The organism is Vasconcelosia minhoensis LEGE 07310 (genome assembly GCF_015207255.1).
Classification (GTDB): Bacteria; Cyanobacteriota; Cyanobacteriia; order Phormidesmidales; family Phormidesmidaceae; genus Vasconcelosia; species Vasconcelosia minhoensis.
In genome coordinates this window covers 16,748-36,399 of record NZ_JADEXG010000028.1, presented here as the reverse complement: position 1 = coordinate 36,399, position 19,652 = coordinate 16,748, and the positions used below count along the sequence as shown (strand labels likewise).

The following is a 19,652-nucleotide window of genomic DNA, read 5'->3' as shown; positions in this document are numbered from 1 at the left end:
GAAGGAGTTGAAGCATGTCAGTAGAATACGACTTAGTTATTATTGGCGGCGGTTCAGCCGGGTTAGTCGCTGCCAGCGCTGGGGCTCAGCTCAAAGCCCGGGTCGCCCTGGTCGAGAAGCATCTGCTGGGCGGCGACTGTCTATTCTATGGCTGCGTCCCCAGCAAGTCGATGATCCATGCCGCGCAGATTGCCTACGATGTTAAAACTGCGTCAGACTTTGGTATTCATACCTCTGCCCCCCAGATTGACTTTGCCAAAGCCCTCAGCCACGTTCAGCAGGTGGTCGGCATGATTCAAGAATACGATTCTACCGAGCGCTTTGAATCCCTCGGTGTAGACGTAATCTACGGCCAGGGGCAGTTTTTAGACTCGCGTACCTTTGAGGTCAATGGACGGCGGCTGAGTGCCCGGGCATTTCTGATTTCGACTGGCTCCCATCCGGCCATGCCGCCAGTCGAGGGTTTGCAGGAAGCCGGTTTCCTGACCAACGTTCAGGTTTTCTCGATGAAAGCACGACCCGCTTCATTGGCGGTAATCGGGGCCGGGCCGATCGGCTGCGAGCTAGGCCAGTCCTTCTCGCGGCTGGGTTCGGAGGTGACGCTGATTGCCAGCCGCGACACAATCATGCATAGAGAAGAGCCCGAAGCCGCCAGCGTCGTGCAGAAGCAGTTTGAGTGGGAGGGCATCCGCGTTCTAACCAACAGCCGGGCGCAGAAAGTTCAGGTGATCGACGGCAAAAAGCACCTCTATGTGGGCGATCAGGTCGTCGTTGCTGATGAAATTTTGGTCGCCACGGGTCGCACCCCCAACGTCGGCTCGCTCAATTTGGAAGCAGCCGGGGTGGAATGCGGCAAGACCGGGATCAAGGTAGACGAAAAGCTGCGGACCACCAACAAGCGAATTTACGCCGCTGGAGACGTCATCGGTGGCTACCAGTTTACCCACGTAGCGGGCTACGAAGCCGCCGTGGCCATGCAAAACGCACTGATTTTTCCGACTAAAAAGGCCGACTACCGCGTCATTCCCTGGGCCACTTTTACGAATCCTGAACTGGCTCGGGTGGGGCTGACCGAGCAGCAGGCCCGCGATCGCTACGGCGACGATGTCTACATCCTCAAGCATGAGTTTGCCGAGGTCGATCGGGCTCTAGCCGAGGCGGCAGGCTACGGCTTTGCCAAATTTATTACCCGCAGCAATGGCGAAATCCTGGGCGCTCACATCGTCGGCCCCCATGCAGGCGAACTGATTCACGAAGTCGTCCTGGCGATGAGCCACAAAATGAAGATAGACACGCTGAAAAGCTTTATCCACATCTACCCTACCCTGTCGGAAATCAACAGCAAGGCGGCCCTACAGCTCACCAAGCAGAAGTACGCCAAAAACGAATTCCTGCAAACTGTGCTGCGGAAGTTTTTTAACTTCCGTCGGTCGATTGCTTAGAGTGTGATCGCGGTATTCAAACTTTTCAAGTCAACCGCTGCTTGAGCCAGAAATCTGGTAGTAGCAAGACAATCCACAGCCAAACTGGGGACTTTGGATTAGGCCCTTTTGCTCCAGCCATATTCACTGCTAAGCGTCCAAGGTGTCCGAACACCAAGGAAAAAGTTGCTGCGCACCTTGACCGAAGAAATTGCCAATAGACAGCCTCTATAGGGCCGTGCAAAATAGTACAGAGGTGGGTTTTTGCATTTGGGCTCACTGAAGCAGGAGCGTATGAGCCGCTCCAGGTTTCACAGGATTATCTGCCAACTTAATACAGACTTCAAAGCGGTTAGAAATTTAAACAAAGACAGCCGCGGCTAACTAGCTAATATTGCAGTTACAAGTTTAAGACAGTTACAGCAATTCCACTACACAATGCTGTACTGTAACTGTCTTAAACATTATTCTAGACTCCGTATCTTTCTTGTTTGGTGACTGAGTGGTTAGTATTCCAGTCTGAAAATACATACAGAAAGGGAAGATTATGGGTAAATTCAGAAGAATCGAATCAGAACGTATAGACTAACTACGATTAGCTGTAAGGCTGTAATGGGAACACTATACTGCAAAAATGTTTGAAAAGAGATGCGTTTACCATGTTGTTCAGCGATCCCTATCGCAACAATATTGGATGATGCGCCGACTAAAGTTCCGTTACCGCCTAAGGTTGCTCCATACATCATAGCATAAAACAGGGGTAGTACCTCTGGCGGGAGGTTGCCAGTAAAATTAGGGTCGAGAATGTCAGTTGGCGAGAGTCCTACATTGACGATATATTCTTTGAGCAGAGGTACCATTGCAACCACCAATGGAATGTTGGGTACAAGGCTTGAAAGGATTCCAACTATCAGCATCAAGGAAATTGCGCCCAAGGCGATGTTTTGCCTGAGGATAAAGGCTAAGACATTAGAAGCGGCACTGAGAACGCCTGTCTACTCTAATCCGCCAATTAGCACAAAGGTACTCATGAAAAAGATTAGAGTACTCCAGTCCACATCTCTTAGAACATTCTGGACAGCGTCAATCCGACTTTGATGCGTAATGAGCATGCAGAGTGTGGCTCCGACTAGAGCTACCGTTGCAGGAGAAACCGGAACAGGTAAGGTTTCTCCAATCACAAAGAATAGCAGGACTAGAGCTGCAATGACCCCACCTAAAATTAAGACCCGGGGATGATTAATTTTAGGATGAGGGAGCTGATTAAGATTATCGAGTTGCCTATTCCAAATGGAAGGAAATAATATTGGCAACATAAAAACGATGACGCCAAGCGCGATCGCACCTCCCAAGCTCAGCGACTTCAGATAGTCCATAAAGCTGATATTGATTGCATCACCTACGATGAATGTGGCCGGGTCTCCGACCAGGGTAAGCAGGCCAGCGCTGTTCGCTACGAATACCATGAGGATTAGCAGCGGCACAAAATTTATCCCTAGCTCTGTCGCCATCGGTGGAATCAGTGGGGCTAGCAGCATGACTGTTGTAGCATTGGGCAGAACGGCGCAAATAGGAGTGGTAATAGCCACAATGCCAATCAGCAGTCGTTTACCTTGCCCTTTGGCTAGCAGCACCATTTGAGTCGCAAGATAGTCGAATATTTGGGTTGGTTCAAACGCTCGTACCATGACCATGACTCCAAAAAAGAGGGCAAGGGTTGCATGGCTCTGGGCGATGTACTCAACAGCCTCTGCTAGGGTAAGCACGTTTAGAAATACCAACAGCAGCGCCCCCAGCAGGGCAGCAATTGTCAGAGGGAGTCGTTCAGCAATAATGCAGGCTAGCACGCCAATAAACACGGCTAGTGACACACTGGCAGACCAACTTTCCATAGCGATCTCCTGGATGAGGTGAAATCTGAACAGTAAAACCAGGAGACGGGCTTCCTTAGAATGCTATCTCCTCTCAACGCCGACGAAGTTAGCTGACGGGCTAGGAGTGAGAGTCTCCTCCCTGCATTTGCAGGGTACGCCCCAAAGTTGGGTCCTCCGCTTCGGTATGACCGAATTAGGCAACGGCTCAGATAAATTTTCTTAAGAATAGCACTAGTTTATAGAGTCGGCAACTCAAGTAACTTTACTACAATCGCTGCTTCAACCAAAAATCGAGTAGAGGTAGGGCAATCCGGTAGCCAAATCTAGGACCGTAGATCAGTCCTTTCTGCTCTAAGCTGTTAAGCGCTCCCTGTAGGCCGCCACCTCGCGAGAGCTGATGCTTTTTAATATAGGCCGTGGACTGAGGGCTATGGGTAGGATCCAGGGCCAGACTTTCCAATAGGCGGGCTTGGGTCAGAGGGAGTAGCAAGAGCAAAGCTTCAAAGGTTACACCGATATCCTGTACTAATGACAGCATACTGCTGTGCACCTGATCGGCGTAAAGAATGCCTGAAGTAGACTTCTCAGTCGCCTGATGATTTAACCAGAGCCGCTGAGCCAGAGTAATGGCATCTTTGATATGGCCCTGTACGTAGCTCAAAAACAGCTTCACAGCCTGGCTTTCAGAATCGAACTTGAGACCAGCTCGGGCAAAACTATTCATTAGCCAAGGCTGTAGTTCTGCATCAGTCAGTGGAGCAAGATGAATTACGGGCAGCTGACTCGCGTAGACCCAAGGTTCAGCGACTGTCGAGATTAGGGCGTAGCTGACCCGACTCTGCAGCTGGATTTCCTGACGTAGGTATGTTTCCCACTTACCCTGACGATCCCATGAGCGGATATGGGGAAAGTTGTAAAACATAACCACCACCCGACAGCCAAGCCATTCGGCCATCTGCTGCGGCAAAGCGAGTAGCCCTTGAAATAGAGCCCATTCTTTGCCAGCTAACGTTGGCCATATTAGCCGCACCTTGGGCGACTGTATTCGATCCAACGTCAGCGGCTGCCCCTGGCTCCACTGTTGAATTTTGGCTAGCTCAGCAGGGTCAGAAAAAACATCTATTAGACTATCGGCCAGAAGCCTGAGAAACTGTCTCGCACTGTGGCAGCGAAGGCAGTCAATCTCTAGAGAACGGGAGCCTACTTGTTTGGCAGCCGTGCGAAGTAGCCTGCGGCGTCCTATTCCGGGAATCCCGGTAACTGCACAGTCCCTATCTTCCTGTAGCAATTGACAGACCTGTTTTAGCTCGGCTTCTCGACCGATTAGTCCCTGAGGAGTAAAAAAAATTTTCATCAAACCGATCTAGCACTATTTTTTAGTGCTATAACTGTCCGTTATGTACGTTCGGATAGTACCACTTCGCTTTGATAGGTTGCACTTATGGTTTCTCGCCCAATTCCTAGCATCCCGTCCTCTACCCGTCCTCTAGGCAATGCCTGGCATACGCTAACTTCCCAGCAGGCGATGAGTCCGCTGGAGAGTGACCCAAATGGATTGACCGATGATAAGGCGAGGCACCGTCAGGATCGCTATGGTCTCAACGAACTTAAAGAAGGCACGGTTCGCAGCCCCTGGGTCATTCTATGGGATCAGTTTAAGAACATCATGCTGCTGATGCTGATCGCCGTCGCTATCGTATCTTTAATACTCGACTTGCAGGAAGGAGGCTTTCCCAAGGACGCGATCGCAATTTTCGCGATTGTGCTCCTGAACGGCATTCTGGGATATTTTCAGGAAAGCCGCGCTGAAAAAGCCTTAGCTGCCCTCAAAAATATGACGTCGCCGCGAGTTCGGGTGGTTCGCAGTGGCCGAGAGCAAGAGCAAGATGCTAAAGACCTGGTACCAGGGGATGTTGTACTGCTAGAAGCCGGGGTTCAGGTGCCTGCTGATGGGCGATTGTTGAATGCTTCGAACCTCCAGATTCGCGAAGCGGCGCTGACAGGCGAATCGGAGGCAATCATCAAACGGCCTGAGGTCACGCTGCCGGATGAAGCAAGCTTAGGCGATCGCGTCAACCTGGTCTATCAGGGCACCGAAGTGCTGCAAGGGCGAGGCACCGTACTGGTTACGCAGACGGGTATGCAGACGGAACTAGGACGCATTGCGACCCTGATCCAGTCAGTAGAAACCGAACCTACCCCACTGCAGCAGCGCATGGGTCAACTGGGAAATGTGCTGGTATCTGGCTCGCTGGTGCTAGTGGCGCTAGTTGTCGTGATTGGCCTATTGCGTTCAGGCGACCTTAGTCTGTTTGATGAGTTACTAGAAGTCTCCCTCAGCATGGCGGTGGCGGTGGTACCTGAAGGTCTTCCTGCTGTTATCACCGTTACCTTAGCGTTGGGAACTCAGCGCATGGTACGCCGCCATGCCCTCATCCGCAAGCTGCCAGCGGTAGAAACTCTGGGATCTGTCACCACCATCTGTTCTGATAAAACGGGCACCTTAACCCAAAACAAGATGGTGGTACAGCAAGTACAAACCTTCGATACTCAGTATCAGATAACTGGAGAAGGATACTCTCCAATCGGCAGAATTCTAGAAAACGATCAGGCGGTGAAGGTCGAGGAGTGCCCAGCCCTAGAAGCCTTATTGATCGCTAGCGTTTTTTGCAATGACGCCAACTTGAACCATGAAGGTAGTCTATGGACGATATTAGGCGATCCAACGGAAGGGGCGCTCTTAGCCTTAGCCGGCAAAGGAGGATTCGACCAGTCCAGGCTAAAAAAATCAAGCAATCGCGTTGCTGAAATTCCCTTTACTTCTGAGCGTAAGCGGATGAGCGTCGTCATCCAGGCTTGTGCGGCGGAACTGCTCTCGCTTATGCCGGAAAGCCCAATGATGTTTATGAAGGGATCGCCTGAGTTAGTGCTAGATCAATGCAGCTTTGTACAGAAAGAAAGCGAAGTTGAGCCTCTAACTGCCGATATAAAACAGGGAGTGTTAGCTGCAAACAACAGGATGGCTGCTCAAGGACTGCGAGTTCTCGGTTTTGCGATGAAGCCATTAGAAGCCTCATCCACTGAGAACCTGGAAACGGAAGAGCAAAATCTGATTTGGCTGGGGCTAGTGGGAATGTTGGATGCTCCCCGCCCCGAGGTGCGGACTGCCGTAGCCGCCTGTCGGCGAGCAGGCATCCGCCCTGTTATGATCACAGGCGATCACCAGCTAACAGCACAGGTCATCGCTGAAAGTTTAGGCATTGCTCAACCGGGGAACGCCGTTCTGACCGGATATGACCTGACTCAGCTCTCCACAGCAGAATTAGAGAGAACCGTTCCCAATGTCAGCGTCTATGCCAGGGTGGCTCCAGAGCATAAACTTCGAATTGTGCAGGCCCTCCAGAAGCGAGGGGAGTTTGTTGCGATGACTGGGGATGGCGTCAACGATGCCCCTGCTCTAAAACAGGCTGACATCGGGATTGCGATGGGTGTCACAGGCACCGATGTCAGTAAAGAGGCCAGTGATATGGTATTGCTCGACGATAACTTTGCCACTATCGTTGCGGCTACTGAAGAAGGACGAGTCGTTTATGACAATATTCGCCGTTTTATCAAGTACATCCTTGGCAGTAATATCGGCGAGGTACTAACCATTGCTGCCGCTCCCTTACTCGGACTGGGGGGTGTGCCTTTAACACCGCTGCAAATTCTCTGGATGAACCTGGTGACTGATGGCTTTCCGGCATTAGCGCTGGCAATGGAGCCCGCTGAGCCCAACGTGATGCAGCGTCCGCCCCATAACCCCAAAGAAAGCATCTTTGCCCGTGGACTGGGAGCATACATGCTACGAGTTGGGCTGCTGCTGGCGATCCTCACCATTGGCCTGATGGCCTGGGCTTACCGCCACACCCATGCAGCAACCTATTCAGGCGACCCAGATACCTGGAAGACGATGGTGTTTACAACCCTCTGTCTAGCCCAGATGGGCCATGCATTAGCTGTTCGCTCAGATACCCAGCTGACGCTGCAGCTGAGTCCCTTTTCCAACCTCTATGTTTGGGGAGCCGTGCTGTTGACAACAGGGCTACAGGTGCTCCTTATTTATGTGCCCATATTCCAGCAGTTCTTTGGGCTCTATGCCCTGTCTGCTATAGAACTAGCCATCTGTTTTGGCTTTAGCTCACTCGTTTTTGTTTGGCTGGAAGCCGAAAAGCTGTTTATCAGACAGGCTATGAAACGAGCTCAATCCAAGTAACCTTCCCTCTGTTCAGCAAAAGCCTCTATGAAAAAACTAATCAACTTTGCATCAGGACCGTGGCCGCTGTTACTACTCATCGCGCTGGGGATGATGACCTTTACTGCAACGTCTATAGGCTGGATTTATTCCCAATCTGACCCTAAACCATTACCTAGTCCCGCATCTAGCCTTCAGGAACCCAAACTATGACGATTATAATGACTTTGGGTGTCGTTTTGCTGGCGCTAATCTGTTTTGTAGGAGAGTGGTTTCCAGCGGATATTACGGCGATCGCGGTCATGGTTATCCTCATGACCTTGGGCCTGGTCACTCCAGAGGAGGGGATCTCGGGCTTTAGTAATTCAGCAACGATCACCGTACTGGCAATGTTTATCCTGAGTGCAGGTATTGCCCGAACCGGAGCTGTTCAGGTGGTGAGCAACTGGTTTATAACCTGGGGTGGAAAACGACCCAGTCGCCAGATTTTAGTAATGGGAGCCATTGTAGGCCCGATCTCAGGCTTCATCAACAATACGGCTGTCGTTGCCGTCTTTTTACCGATTGTGGAAGACTGGTGTCGAAAACAGGGAATTTCTCCCTCTAAGCTATTGATGCCGCTCTCCTATGTGACTGTACTAGGAGGCATGTTAACCGTCATCGGCACCTCTACCAACGTTCTTGCCAGTGGTCTCTCAGAACAGCTAGGGTATCAAGCTTTTGGACTGTTTGAATTTACCGCAGTCGGGCTGATTACAGGCTCTGTTGGGTTACTCTATTTAGCCTTTATTGCACCGCGCTGGCTGCCGAACCGTCAGGCCCTGGCAACTGATCCAGTACTTCAGCGCTATGGTCTCAATGGCTACATCAGTGAGATTGTAATTTCCCCCGGCTCTACCCTGGTCGGTCAGTCGCTTCGCTCCAGCCAGCTGCAGCGTCAATTCGACATGGATGTGATGGAGCTAATTCGCAACGGGGAGCATTTCTCCCAACCGATTGCGGATAAGGTGCTGCAAGCTGGTGATGTTTTACTGGTTCGAGGACGACCCGACTGTTTATTGAGGATTAAAGAAGCCCAGGGGATCGAAATTTTACCAGAAGTCCAATTTGGCCAGCTGGACGCGGAACCCGCGCTCACCGCTTCAGAAGGCATTGCTGAAGTCTTAATCCTGCCAAATGCAGAGATCGTAGGCTCAACCTTAAAGGAAACCCGCTTTCGCCAGCGCTATAACGCAACCGTATTAGCCATTCAGCAAGGGCAAGCTGTCCGGCGCGATCGCTTAGGGCAGGTTCCGATTCAATTTGGCGATGTGCTACTGGTGCAGGGACCCAAACAAAGCCTTTTGGGACTGCAAACTAGCCCAGGCTGGGTTTTGATAGAGCAAAAAGAGGTAGGAACGTTTCGTCGGGAGAAGGCGGGTATCGCGATCGCAATTCTCATTGGTGTAGTCGTGCTAGCGGCTCTAGAGTGGGTGCCTATTTTAGTCAGCGCCTGGATTGGCGTTGTGTTAATGCTGCTGACAAGCTGCCTCAGGCCAGGAGAGCTGTATCAGGCGGTCCGGTGGGACATCATTTTTCTACTAGCGGGGCTAATTCCTCTCGGAATTGCCATGGAAAAATCTGGCGCAACCCAGTGGCTGGCAGACGCCATGGTGGCCTTGGGCGGGCAATGGTCCGGCTACGGACTGCTAACTTTGTTTTTCGTCATCACGTCCCTGGTGACCGAGATTCTCTCCAATAATGCCTGTGTCGTTCTGCTGCTGCCAATCGCTGCCAAGGTTGCTGAAACCTTAAGCCTCAATCCCTACGCCTTTATGTTCACGGTCATGTTTGCGGCGTCTAATAGCTTTATGACGCCGATCGGCTACCAAACCAATACGATGGTCTACGGCCCGGGCGGCTATCGCTTTACCGACTTTCTCTGGGTGGGTACTCCCATGAACCTATTGATGGCTCTAATTACTCCACCGCTCATCATGGCCTTCTATGGTCTCTGATCCGAATCGCCTGAGCTTTTCTCAGGAAATTAAAACCTTGCTAGAGCGACTGGCTCAGCAGCCTCTGACCTTAGCCCATTTACTCGCTGAAACCTCCGAGCGGGGATCTAGCCTGGTGATTGGATTACTAGTGTTACCTTTTCTATTTCCGATGCCGCCAGGCTTTACCACTGTCTTAGGTTCGGCCTGTCTGCTGCTGTCGCTACAAATGGCTTTAGGACGGCGATCGCCCTGGCTACCCCGGCGAGTTACACAGTTTCAGTTTCCGCCCGTGTTAACGCGGCAGATACTCAGCAACCTGAAGCGGGTTACTCGCCTAACAGAGCGATTTATTCGCCCTCGATTAACCGGACTGGCTCAAAGCGCTCATATCTGGCAAATCAATGGAGTCTGCATCAGCTGGTTAACACTGTTACTGATAGCGCCTATTCCGATGACTAACCCAATTCCAACTGTAGGAATTTTAATTTTTGTGGCGGCTACTCTTGAAGCAGATGGGCTGATGATGTGTGTAGGGTATGTTGCCACAGGGCTCATCACTGGAATTTTTGGCTTGCTGATATACGGCCTGTGGCAATCGCCCGAACTGGTTATACGCTGGCTGCAGTAAAGTTCGAAAGGAAATAGTAAATGACCAACTCACCTTCAAAATTCAGTCATCGGCTAAGTCAGCCTATAGAGCAAAGGTACGTGAACTACACCTATGACCAGCCAGGCAGTTTACCCGGAACCTTACAAATTAAAGCTGACGCCTTGCCGTCTCAAATTGTCCTGATTGACTATAACGAGACCGAGGCAGTACGGGTGTCAGTAGCCGCTGCCAAAGACTGTGCTGCCTACCTAGATACGGAATCAATCTCCTGGATTGATGTCCAAGGATTGGGAGAAGAAACTTTTTGGCGACAGATTGGTGAGGTGTTCGAGCTGCATCCGGTCGTTTTAGAGGATGTAGTGAATGTCCCTCAGCGGCCTAAGAGCGAAGATTACGGTGAACAGCTAGTTGTTGTCCTACATATGATTATGATGGTTTCCGAGCAGGCTCAGTTTTTCCATGAACAGGTTAGCTTCATTTTAGGAAAAAACTATCTGCTGACGGTTCAAGAAGAGCCCCAGCATGACTGCTTCGGCCCAATCCGCGATCGCATCCGCTTCAAAAAAGGAACTATTCGTCAGCGCAAAGCCGACTATTTGCTATACGCCTTACTCGATGCGATCATAGATGGCTTTTTCCCGGTACTAGAGCGCTATGGCGAACGCATTGAAGCATTAGAAGCTCAGGTGACGGATGCACCTACTCCTCAGACCCTCACCGAGATTCACCAAATCAAGCGGGAGCTTTTAGCCCTCCGGCGTTCCATTTGGCCGCAGCGAGAAGCAATTTCTGTTCTGCTGCGAGATGACTGTACCCTGATTAGCCCTGCTGTAAAAGTTTATCTACGAGACTGTTATGAGCATGTTATTCAAGTTCTAGACATGTTGGAAACTTATCGGGAACTAGCCTCAAGCCTGATGGATGTTTATCTATCCGCTGTCAGTAATAGGATGAACGAGATCGTGAAAATTTTGACAATCATCTCGACCATTTTCATTCCTCTCACTTTCATTGCCGGAATTTATGGCATGAACTTCAATCCAGAAGCCTCATCCTTCAATATGCCCGAGCTGAACTGGTACTGGGGCTATCCAGCTGTCTGGTGTCTGATGATTGCTGTAGCAACTAGCCTAGTTTACTTTTTTTGGCGGCGGGGCTGGTTTACAGCCCGCTGAAATTGAGCAAATACGCTAAATTGCCTTAGAATCAACTAGGGACCGTCAGGTATCTTTCGGAGCGCTAGCGTAAGAAATATCCTTTACAGCGGGCACAAACCGATGGGTCTGGACGCGTTAGGCGGATTGCTGGGCAGTCCGGTTTCAATTTTCACCCTGATGCTGCTGGCCAGCCTGCTGATTCCGCCGATTTTTGAGCGGCTGCGGCTGCCGGGGCTGGTCGGGCTGCTGGCGGCTGGCGTCTTGCTGGGGCCAAGCGGTCTACAGCTGTTGGATCCCAAAGCTGAAACCGTCGTGCTGCTGTCCGACATCGGCAAAATCTATCTGATGTTTGTGGCCGGGCTAGAGATTGACCTAAAGGAGTTTCGCAAAACCCGGAATCGCTCCCTCAGCTTCGGCGGCGCCACCTTTTTGATTCCCCTACTGTTCGGCATCGCCATCGGGCGGCTGTTTGGCTTTGAATGGATTTCCGCCGTTCTGATTGGGTCGCTGCTTGCCTCTCATACGCTGCTAGGCTACCCCATCGTCCAGCGGCTTGGCGTGGCTCAGGCCGAAGCCGTCACCGTGACGGTCGGCGCAACGATCTTTACCGACATTGCTGCCCTACTGGTGCTGGCAATCTGCGTATCGATCAGCGCCGGCGAGTTTTCCTGGCTGCGGCTGGCGGTACAGATGGCGGCGCTGGTCGTCTATGCGGTGATTGTGCTCTTTGGCTTTCGCTGGGCCGGGCGGCGCTACTTTCGCCAGACGGGCGATGACCAAGGCAGCCAGTTTTTGTTTACCCTACTAGCGGTCTTTCTGGCTGCGGTAGGGGCGCAGGTAATCCAGATTGAAGGCATTATCGGCGCTTTCCTAGCGGGACTGGCGGTGAATGACGTGCTGGGCAAGGGCGCGGTGAAAGAAAAGGTGGAGTTTGTCGGCGGCGTTCTGTTCATTCCTTTTTTCTTCATCGACATGGGGCTGCTGCTGAACCTGCCCGCCTTTGTCTCTACGCTGAGTCGCCACCTGGCCTTGGTCAGCGCCGTAGTTCTGGGGCTGCTGGCGAGTAAGCTGCTGGCTGTCCTAGTAGTACGGCTGCGCTATGGCTATCGCTGGAGCGAGGCGATGGTGATGTGGTCGCTCTCCATGCCGCAGGTGGCTGCGACCCTGGCGGCGGCGCTGGTGGGGCGACAGGCCGGGCTGCTGACCGATGCCGTCTTTAACACAGTAATTGTTCTCATGCTGGTGACGTCGGTACTGGGGCCGCTGCTAACCCAGCGCTTTGCCAAACGGCTGACCGTCCCCGATATCAATCAGTCCAATCGCCCAGTCGAACCCTGGGAGCCGCCCTACCCAGCTGCACCGCCTGCCAGGCAGGATTTTGCCGTACTGGTACCGGTATATAACCCGACGACTGAGGCGCGGCTGATTGAAGTTGGGGCGCTACTGGCCCGTCAGGCCGGGGGCAAGCTGGCCGCGATCGCGATTGCCCAGGCCCACCTCAACCCCACCGAAGCAGAGTTGACAAACGCGATCGCGCTAAGCCGTCAGCGGCTTCAGCAGGCGAACACCATCAGCCATAGCCTGGGGATTACTGCCGAGCCAATTTTGCGCATCGACAGCGACGTCGGTCTGGGCATCAGCCGGGCGGCCCGGGAGCACGATACGCAGCTCATCGTGATGGGCTATGGCGAAACGGCTAGCCTGCAAGCGCGCCTATTTGGCAGCGTAATCGCCCACGTCTTCACGACGGCTCACTGCCCCGTCGCCATCATCCGCCTTCAGGTGCAACCCCAGCAGATTCGACAAATCCTAGTCCCAATCCGTGACCTAGCCCCTTCTAGCCTCCGCCTAATTCAGTTTGCTCGCTACCTGGCGACGGCCCTGGGCGCGGCAATGACGCTGGTCCACGTCTGCCCGGCCCATACCACAGAACCCGCTAAAGCCCGCTTTCGCCAGCGGCTATACGACCAGCTCCAGGACGCTGCCGCCAGCCCTGACCGATACAAGGTCGTTCCCCACGGCGATATTGCCCAGGTGATTCTGCGAGTGGCCTCCCAGTACGACTTGGTGGTGCTGCGGGCGACCCGACGGATGGCGAGTCCGGGGCTGACGGTGAGCGATATGACGACGGAGGTACTGCGGCGGTTTGATGGTTCGGTAGTGCTGTTCGGAGAGCCGGAGGGATAGGAGCATGGGGAAGTAGAATCAAGGATTTGGTAAGGTTGGATAGGGATGAAGGGAAACCGAAATGGGACGGGTGGCAATAGGGAAAGCCGATGGCTAAAGGGCGAAATGCGCTGCCGATTATCACAATAGCGCTCAGTCTGGCGCTAAGCGGCGAGGCTTGGGGACAGCGAAGCGATCGCGGATTCCCCCTATCTGCGCCGCTGACCGAGGCCGATATTGCGGGTGTCGTTGACCACCTAACCGGGAGCATGAGCACTGCTGAGCAGGCTCGGGGCAACCCTGATAAAGTCAGCGTGCGGATGACGACCTGCCCGATCACCGTCGCGGATTCTGCACCTGGCACCTTTCTGTATCAGGAACAGGCGCTTTCCGACTCGCTCGATGAGCCCTATCGGCAGCGGTTTATTCAAGTGGCGCTGGGCGAGTCTGGGCAACGGGTTGAGTCTCGATCCTTTCGTCCAGTTAATTCCGAGGAATGGACGGGACTATGCGAGCAGCCAGAGCCTAGCAGAACTGTGACCATAGCCGACCTGGGCGAGGCGGTTTGCACGGTTGAGCTGCGGCCTTCGGCCCTGGGCTATGTCGGCAGTACGCCGACAGCCGGATGCGCGACTACGGTACGGGGGGCGGTGCGGGTGCAGAATGTCATCGTGCTCCACGATCGCGGTATGGATACCTGGGACCGCGGCTTTGCTGCTGACGGCACGCAGATCTGGGGGGCGGAGGATGAGCCCTATCGCTATCGATGGCTGGAGCAGCTTTAGGCTAAGTTGTCTGCACAGCGTTGGAAGAACGCTTTCAAAATACCAAGCAGCTGAGGCATATCGGCAATTCCGTGCAGTAGCGTCTCATGAACCTCACCCGCCACCGCTAGCCGATAGAATTTCCACCCTTCGCCGTTGGTCACAATGCCATAGATATCAATGGCTTTTCCTAGCTGCTGATTCGCCCATTGGCAAGCCTGCATCTCCACCAGGCACTGGGCTGTCCCCTGCTCAAAATCATCTTTCTTGGCCTCAACCACGCAGACAAATGGCCCTTCCAGATAGGCCCGCTGCTCAGCAATCAGATAGTCTACATTGCCGCAGACCGTTTCTGCTTCCAGGTAAGCTCCTTTCCATACCTTGAGCCGCTCGACGCCTTCCAGGCCTTCCTCACAGATCGCATCAATTAGCAACGTTTTTGATACCTCAAGGCTTTCCAGGTCAAACCGCCGCAGCCGCTCCAGGCGCTGCCGAAAGAAGTCGCTAATGGGCACTGGTTCAGCTGTTAATTTCCAACGGTTGAGGGTTGTAATTCCCAGCTGCTTAAATGCCTCTTTATAGGAAAAGCTTGAAAAGCTTTTTTTTCGCTGTTGGGTAGACTGGGTCATGGCAAAACCCCAGAGGGTCGCAATAACTTAGATTATGATCTAATCGGTCGTGAAGCACGGATCAGCGTTACTCAAGGCAGGCTCTAATCGCTGCTTCAGGATTACGAAAGCCAACCATAACGGCTTTCCCCTGTTTGACAAAGACTGGGCGCTTGAGCAACATCGCGTCCTTGGCGAAAGCATCCACCCATTGGGAATCATCCCAGGTTTGCTTTTCTGGGCCGATTGCCCGATAGGCTTTGCCTGAGGTATTTCGCAGCGGCTTGGCACCCAGCTCGCCAACCCAGTCGGCAATTGTTTCGCGGGACGGCGGAGCGGTTTTAGTATTGATAAATTCGTAGGCAATCCCAGCCTGATCTAGCTGCTGAAGCGCTTTCTTGCAGGTGGCGCAGGTGGGGATACCATATATTTTCAGGGCCATTGGGACGATTTTTGCGGGGCTAAATTGGGCGGCAACTATCACAGCTTACCGCAATCCCGACTGCGTAATGACAAGCGTTGTGATAGGGCGGGTTGCGCGATCGCAACTTCCTGGTATCTTAGGGAGAATACCAATCACTTCCTAAGATTGCGGTTAATCTTAGGGCTTTGCCAGCCGTTCAATCAACTGGCGTAAGCTGCAGCCAATCCGTTTGAATTTTGTTCATGTCAAATTTTGTTCACAGTAGTTACCTCGGTTCACGCCGAGAATTGAGAAATGGCCCTATTTTCAAAAGACCGCGTTTTAGTTCCGATTGACTTTTCCGAAGCTTCACTGCTAGCCCTTAAAGAGGCGCTAGCGTTTGTTGAGAGCAATGCTAATTTACATGCCCTCAACGTCATCAGCCGCCGTGAGGCCACCGAGCCAGGCGTTGTATGGGATACACTAGACGACGAGACGCGGAAGCAAAATGTAGAGAAAGCTCTGCACGAAAGGTTAGCCGGAACCGATCACGAGGGAATGCAGTTTACGGTCGCCATCGGCGACCCCAGTGCCGAAATTATCGACTACGCTAAGACCCATCAGATTCAATTAATCGTCATGCCTTCGCGGGGCCGGACCGGGCTAGAGCGGTTTTTCCTGGGCTCGGTGACGGATCGCGTCATTCGATTTGCTCACTGCCCTGTTTTAGTGATCCGCGACTAAGCTCGATTTTGAGTCAAAGCGCCTGGAAGGTCAGGCCTTCCGGGCGCTTTGGTTGGGTTTGCTATAGCAGGCTCACAGGCATCGATGCATTTTTGCCATAGCCGCTATCGACTGCGGCTTTTGAACATTCGAGCGCCGGTTCCTAGACTGAAAGTGTTCATTCAATCTAGGTAACCCCATGACCCGCATCGCTTTTCCAATTTCTAGCGCTCAGCCCCAGCCAAACCGGCTAGTCGCCGCCCTCAAGTGGTTCTGGCGATTTAGCAACTTCTACGGTGAGTACCAATCGCGGTCTCTCACCGAGCGCCAGAAGTATGTTCAAAAGATTGTTAAAGGTCAGGCTCAAGCGCCTAAATTTAGGTAAATGAGCCCAATCCTCAACCGCCGCCTGACCCCAGCGATCGGCTAGCGATCGGCTGTTGTCATCTCCGCCAGCTGCTGTTCGTAAGTGGGCATCTGCCCTGAGGTTAGGCGATTCCAGTAGTCCTTCAGGTCAGCTGCAACCTCATTCGACAGAATGTAGCAGCCAATCAGGTTGGGGAACGCCATCCCCAGCAGCAGGTAGTCGCTCAGGTCAATCAGCACCCCCAGGCTGATCATTGTTCCTAGGAAGGTGCAGGTGATGTAGATGAATTTGAACACGATTGTGCTGCGCTCGCCGAACAGATAGATCCAGGCCTGAACACCGTAGTAGCTCCAGGAGACAATCGTAGAAAAGGCAAACAGGCAAACCGCTACGCTGAGCACTGCCGGGAACCAGCCGATCACCGTATTAAAGGCGCTAGCGGTCATAGCGACGCCGCTCAGCTCGCTGCCGCTGTCCTGATAGACCCCGGTAAGCACAATCGTGATTGCCGTCAGGTTACAGATGATGATTGTGTCAATTAGCGGTTCCAGCAGCGCTACCAGCCCTTCCCGGATCGGTTCGTCCGTACGGGCGGCGGAGTGCGCGATCGCGGCTGATCCAACCCCAGCCTCATTGGAAAAGGCACTGCGCCGGAACCCCTGCACGATAACGCCGACAATCCCACCAGCAACGGCTTCCGGTGAAAACGCCTGGGTAAAAATGGTCGCGATCGCGGCAGGCACCTGAGCGATATTGACGATAATTACAAACAGGCAGGCCACGATATAGATCAGCGCCATAGCCGGAACCAGCTTTTCGGCTACCGCACCAATCCGCCTGATACCGCCGATAATCACCACACCGACAAGCACCGCCAGCACCAGGCCAAAAATCCAGGCAGGCAGTCCGGGAAAAATATTTTCGATGGAGGAATAGGCCTGATTGGACTGGAACATATTCGCGCCGCCCAGGCTGCCGCCCAGGCAGAGAATGCAAAACAGGACTGCTAGCCCCTGCCCCAGCGGACGCATTCCCCTGGGCGATAGTCCTCGGGTAAGGTAGTACATCGGCCCACCGAGCACCGTACCGTCTTCTAGCCGACGGCGATACTTAACCGATAGGGTACATTCTACGAACTTGGTGACCATGCCACAGAACCCGGCTAGGGTCAGCCAGAACATCGCCCCCGGGCCGCCTAGCTGGATCGCGATCGCGACCCCAGCAATGTTACCTAACCCAACCGTGCCTGAAACCGCCGTCGCCAGCGCCTGAAAGTGAGAAACCTCACCTTCATCTTCGGGATCGTCAAACCTGCCCTGGACGATTTGAATGGCATGCTTCAGGCCCCGCAGATTGATGAAACCCAGGCGAAAGGTGAAGAAAACCGCTGCAACAATCAGCCATAGAACAATAAACGGAAATCCATTCTCACCTCCCACCTTGAAGAAGAAGATCGCGTCTAAGAATGCGACAATCGGGCTGAAAATAGCATCGACGGCGTTTGTGGTCTCGGCGTCCTGAGCCAGCGCTGGCTGGGTAGTAACAACCATTAGCACTAGCAAAATGGGAATCCCATAGATGCCTCTGCAGCTGCTAACCCACCCGTCGAGAAGGCGGAGGACGTTGGGCGCTGCTGATCGCCAGCCGCTGCCAGGGGTTGTCTTTTTCTTCATAACTCTAAGTGAATCAAGTGAGTCTAAGGTGTGGAACTTGCTATCGCCTCCGAGCTTACTTCGCGTTGAGCCGCTAGCTTAGCGGCTCAACGCGATCGCAAAACCAGTTAAAACGCCAAAACGGCTCTGGGAATACCAAATCAATATTCCAAGAGTTACGGTTAAAACTGCGCGGTTGAATTAGTTCATATCACTTTATGAGGGCCTATATTGTTAATTTCATTACTCAGTCATCAACTTTCATACCATTCCTTCAATCGTAGGGATTGAGCAATATGGCCTGATATGTATGGATTTGATAAATTTTATGGCAGGCGTTAAATTTTTCTCCAGAGACTGAGAACCACAGCGGTATCACCGTTGGGTATCGCTTCAAGCTATCGAGTTCCGGTCAGATTCATTAAGATCATTTCCCGGTGTCGAATTGTGTCAATGGCCACCTGCCAGGGGAAAGTAAACGACTGAAATGACTCGGGCGAAATTCGATCGATATCCAGATCAACGACGACCTGCTGCAAAATTTCAAACAGCTGCTGCCGAATGGATCGCAGCTCTTCCAGCGAGCTAGCGCTATGCACCTGCTCAATCAGCGCCAGGATTTCCAGATTGTACATGTCGGCTCGGTTTTTTTGACGACCGACCAGCCAAAGTCGGAACTGCCAGATGCCAGAGGCGACAATAATCGTTGCCGATAGCAGCAGCCCCATCGGCTCGGCATATTCGACAAAAAAGTTGGGCTCGTCCTGATAATAGTAGGCTTGAGCACCCGGGTGCAGAGGAATTCCCAAGTTCTGGCTGACGCTGGGCGACTGAATCTGAGCCGTGTGAGGATTGGCTCGGATCAGCTCATTTCGCGATTCATAGAGCGTCCGAGTGACCGCTTTGACGACCTCTAGAGGGACCGCCTGATGGGCCACAAGCAGCGCATTTACCGCTACAACCGGCAGGTCTGCCGCTGGTGTCGGCGGGCTACCGTCGTAGGCCCCCTGGGGGATGATCGTCGGCTGCAGGTAGGGCTGAGACAGCCTCAGGGCTTCAATTTGCTGAATGGGAACAAGCTCTACTGCTGGGTCACGCAGCAGCGCCGCCACAGATTCATTCCCCAGGCCAATAATCCGAAATAGGGCATCTACGTCTCCTCGCAGCAATGCCGCATGGGCCTCCGTAGGGCTCATCGGAAAGGCTTGAAAGTCCTCTGGCTGTAGCCCATAGTGGGCAATCAGCGGCCAGAACAGCGTATAGGAACCGCTGCCTTTTGGCATTAGGGCAATCCGCTTGCCCTGCAGGTCAGCAATGCTGTCAATCTCTGCCGCTGTGTCTGCAATCAGGTGAAACATTTCTGGATAGAGCTGAGCCACCGCCTGTACTGCTGGCAGCACCGGCGTATCGCTCTGCACCAGAGCCAGGTCTGCCCGTCGCGCTTGGACGGCCTGCATATTCTGCGGCGACCCAGCTGACTCGACCACCTCAATTTTGATCTTGGGCTCGTGCGCCGCAACCACCTGCGCGATCGCGGTGCCAAAGGCATAATACTCACCGCTTGCGCCGCCAGTCGCCAGCCGCACCGTATACACCTGGCGTTCGCGCAGCAGCTGATAGCCAGACACCAGCGCCACGCCAATGCTCAGCGTCACTCCCGTCAGCCAAACCCAGCGGTTCACTTTTTGCATGAC

General features: G+C 53.1%; 14 protein-coding genes, 1 pseudogene and 1 riboswitch. Of the genes and pseudogenes, 9 read left to right on the top strand and 6 right to left on the bottom strand.

Annotation, left to right across the window (positions count from 1 at the left end; genetic code table 11):
- Positions 1 to 14: 14 nt before the first annotated feature.
- Positions 15 to 1,442 (top strand): dihydrolipoyl dehydrogenase family protein, encoded by a 1,428-nt coding sequence (locus tag IQ241_RS13140; protein ID WP_193907860.1) that lies wholly within the window; start codon positions 15 to 17, stop codon positions 1,440 to 1,442.
- A gap of 536 nt (positions 1,443 to 1,978) precedes the next feature.
- Here the strand turns inward: IQ241_RS13140 and IQ241_RS13135 are convergent.
- Both IQ241_RS13135 and IQ241_RS13130 read right to left on the bottom strand, forming a co-directional pair.
- Positions 1,979 to 3,313, bottom strand: a pseudogene (locus tag IQ241_RS13135) (ArsB/NhaD family transporter).
- Between the two features lie 62 nt (positions 3,314 to 3,375).
- Positions 3,376 to 3,505: riboswitch (cyclic di-AMP (ydaO/yuaA leader) on the bottom strand.
- Positions 3,506 to 3,560: 55 nt separating this feature from the next.
- A complete protein-coding gene (locus IQ241_RS13130; RefSeq protein ID WP_228021665.1) occupies positions 3,561 to 4,649 on the bottom strand; it encodes an AAA family ATPase in 1,089 nt (362 codons plus the stop codon).
- An 87-nt stretch (positions 4,650 to 4,736) separates the two neighbouring features.
- Between IQ241_RS13130 and IQ241_RS13125 the strand changes: the two genes are divergently transcribed.
- The 6 genes from IQ241_RS13125 (at position 4,737) to IQ241_RS13100 (ending at position 14,226) form a co-directional block, all read left to right on the top strand.
- Entirely contained in the window at positions 4,737 to 7,550 is a 2,814-nt protein-coding gene (locus IQ241_RS13125; protein ID WP_193907856.1) for a cation-translocating P-type ATPase, read from the top strand.
- A gap of 188 nt (positions 7,551 to 7,738) precedes the next feature.
- Complete coding sequence (locus IQ241_RS13120; protein WP_193907854.1) at positions 7,739 to 9,526, top strand: SLC13 family permease; 1,788 nt, start codon at positions 7,739 to 7,741, stop codon at positions 9,524 to 9,526.
- Positions 9,516 to 10,136, top strand: coding sequence for an exopolysaccharide biosynthesis protein (locus IQ241_RS13115; protein WP_193907852.1), 621 nt, complete (start codon positions 9,516 to 9,518; stop codon positions 10,134 to 10,136). The genes IQ241_RS13120 and IQ241_RS13115 overlap by 11 nt, the downstream gene beginning before the upstream one ends.
- Positions 10,137 to 10,156: 20 nt before the next feature.
- Positions 10,157 to 11,293 carry a magnesium/cobalt transporter CorA gene (gene corA, locus IQ241_RS13110; protein WP_193907850.1) on the top strand — a complete coding sequence of 379 codons (1,137 nt, stop codon included), beginning with the start codon at positions 10,157 to 10,159 and terminating at the stop codon, positions 11,291 to 11,293.
- A gap of 102 nt (positions 11,294 to 11,395) precedes the next feature.
- Positions 11,396 to 13,462, top strand: coding sequence for a cation:proton antiporter domain-containing protein (locus IQ241_RS13105; protein ID WP_193907848.1), 2,067 nt, complete (start codon positions 11,396 to 11,398; stop codon positions 13,460 to 13,462).
- An 89-nt stretch (positions 13,463 to 13,551) separates the two neighbouring features.
- Complete coding sequence (locus IQ241_RS13100) at positions 13,552 to 14,226, top strand: chromophore lyase CpcT/CpeT (RefSeq protein WP_193907846.1); 675 nt, start codon at positions 13,552 to 13,554, stop codon at positions 14,224 to 14,226.
- Here IQ241_RS13100 and IQ241_RS13095 read toward each other — a convergent pair.
- Both IQ241_RS13095 and IQ241_RS13090 read right to left on the bottom strand, forming a co-directional pair.
- Positions 14,223 to 14,834, bottom strand: a complete 612-nt coding sequence (locus IQ241_RS13095; protein ID WP_193907844.1) for a hypothetical protein — start codon at positions 14,832 to 14,834, stop codon at positions 14,223 to 14,225. The genes IQ241_RS13100 and IQ241_RS13095 overlap by 4 nt on opposite strands.
- A 67-nt stretch (positions 14,835 to 14,901) precedes the next feature.
- Positions 14,902 to 15,255 carry an arsenate reductase family protein gene (locus tag IQ241_RS13090; RefSeq protein ID WP_193907842.1) on the bottom strand — a complete coding sequence of 118 codons (354 nt, stop codon included), beginning with the start codon at positions 15,253 to 15,255 and terminating at the stop codon, positions 14,902 to 14,904.
- Between the two features lie 276 nt (positions 15,256 to 15,531).
- Between IQ241_RS13090 and IQ241_RS13085 the strand changes: the two genes are divergently transcribed.
- A complete protein-coding gene (locus IQ241_RS13085) occupies positions 15,532 to 15,960 on the top strand; it encodes a universal stress protein (protein WP_193907840.1) in 429 nt (142 codons plus the stop codon).
- Between the two features lie 178 nt (positions 15,961 to 16,138).
- Positions 16,139 to 16,324, top strand: a complete 186-nt coding sequence (locus tag IQ241_RS13080) for a hypothetical protein (RefSeq protein WP_193907838.1) — start codon at positions 16,139 to 16,141, stop codon at positions 16,322 to 16,324.
- Positions 16,325 to 16,365: 41 nt separating this feature from the next.
- Here the strand turns inward: IQ241_RS13080 and IQ241_RS13075 are convergent, their stop codons facing one another.
- The gene (locus IQ241_RS13075) at positions 16,366 to 17,856 is read right to left on the bottom strand and encodes an alanine/glycine:cation symporter family protein (RefSeq protein ID WP_228021664.1); all 1,491 of its coding nucleotides are present in this window, start codon (positions 17,854 to 17,856) and stop codon (positions 16,366 to 16,368) included.
- A gap of 500 nt (positions 17,857 to 18,356) precedes the next feature.
- Positions 18,357 to 19,649 (bottom strand): TAXI family TRAP transporter solute-binding subunit, encoded by a 1,293-nt coding sequence (locus tag IQ241_RS13070; protein WP_193907834.1) that lies wholly within the window; start codon positions 19,647 to 19,649, stop codon positions 18,357 to 18,359.
- Positions 19,650 to 19,652: the final 3 nt, after the last annotated feature.

What these genes read in the sequence shown, in the direction of transcription:
- IQ241_RS13100 (WP_193907846.1), top strand. Translation starts at nt 13,552, where the DNA reads ATGGCTAAAGGGCGAAATGCGCTGCCGATTATCACAATAGCGCTCAGT.
- corA (WP_193907850.1), top strand. Translation starts at nt 10,157, where the DNA reads ATGACCAACTCACCTTCAAAATTCAGTCATCGGCTAAGTCAGCCTATA.
- IQ241_RS13095 (WP_193907844.1), bottom strand. Translation starts at nt 14,834, where the DNA reads ATGACCCAGTCTACCCAACAGCGAAAAAAAAGCTTTTCAAGCTTTTCC.
- IQ241_RS13080 (WP_193907838.1), top strand. Translation starts at nt 16,139, where the DNA reads ATGACCCGCATCGCTTTTCCAATTTCTAGCGCTCAGCCCCAGCCAAAC.
- IQ241_RS13125 (WP_193907856.1), top strand. Translation starts at nt 4,737, where the DNA reads ATGGTTTCTCGCCCAATTCCTAGCATCCCGTCCTCTACCCGTCCTCTA.
- IQ241_RS13120 (WP_193907854.1), top strand. Translation starts at nt 7,739, where the DNA reads ATGACGATTATAATGACTTTGGGTGTCGTTTTGCTGGCGCTAATCTGT.
- IQ241_RS13115 (WP_193907852.1), top strand. Translation starts at nt 9,516, where the DNA reads ATGGTCTCTGATCCGAATCGCCTGAGCTTTTCTCAGGAAATTAAAACC.
- IQ241_RS13090 (WP_193907842.1), bottom strand. Translation starts at nt 15,255, where the DNA reads ATGGCCCTGAAAATATATGGTATCCCCACCTGCGCCACCTGCAAGAAA.
- IQ241_RS13085 (WP_193907840.1), top strand. Translation starts at nt 15,532, where the DNA reads ATGGCCCTATTTTCAAAAGACCGCGTTTTAGTTCCGATTGACTTTTCC.
- IQ241_RS13075 (WP_228021664.1), bottom strand. Translation starts at nt 17,856, where the DNA reads ATGGTTGTTACTACCCAGCCAGCGCTGGCTCAGGACGCCGAGACCACA.
- IQ241_RS13070 (WP_193907834.1), bottom strand. Translation starts at nt 19,649, where the DNA reads ATGCAAAAAGTGAACCGCTGGGTTTGGCTGACGGGAGTGACGCTGAGC.
- IQ241_RS13105 (WP_193907848.1), top strand. Translation starts at nt 11,396, where the DNA reads ATGGGTCTGGACGCGTTAGGCGGATTGCTGGGCAGTCCGGTTTCAATT.
- IQ241_RS13130 (WP_228021665.1), bottom strand. Translation starts at nt 4,649, where the DNA reads ATGAAAATTTTTTTTACTCCTCAGGGACTAATCGGTCGAGAAGCCGAG.
- IQ241_RS13140 (WP_193907860.1), top strand. Translation starts at nt 15, where the DNA reads ATGTCAGTAGAATACGACTTAGTTATTATTGGCGGCGGTTCAGCCGGG.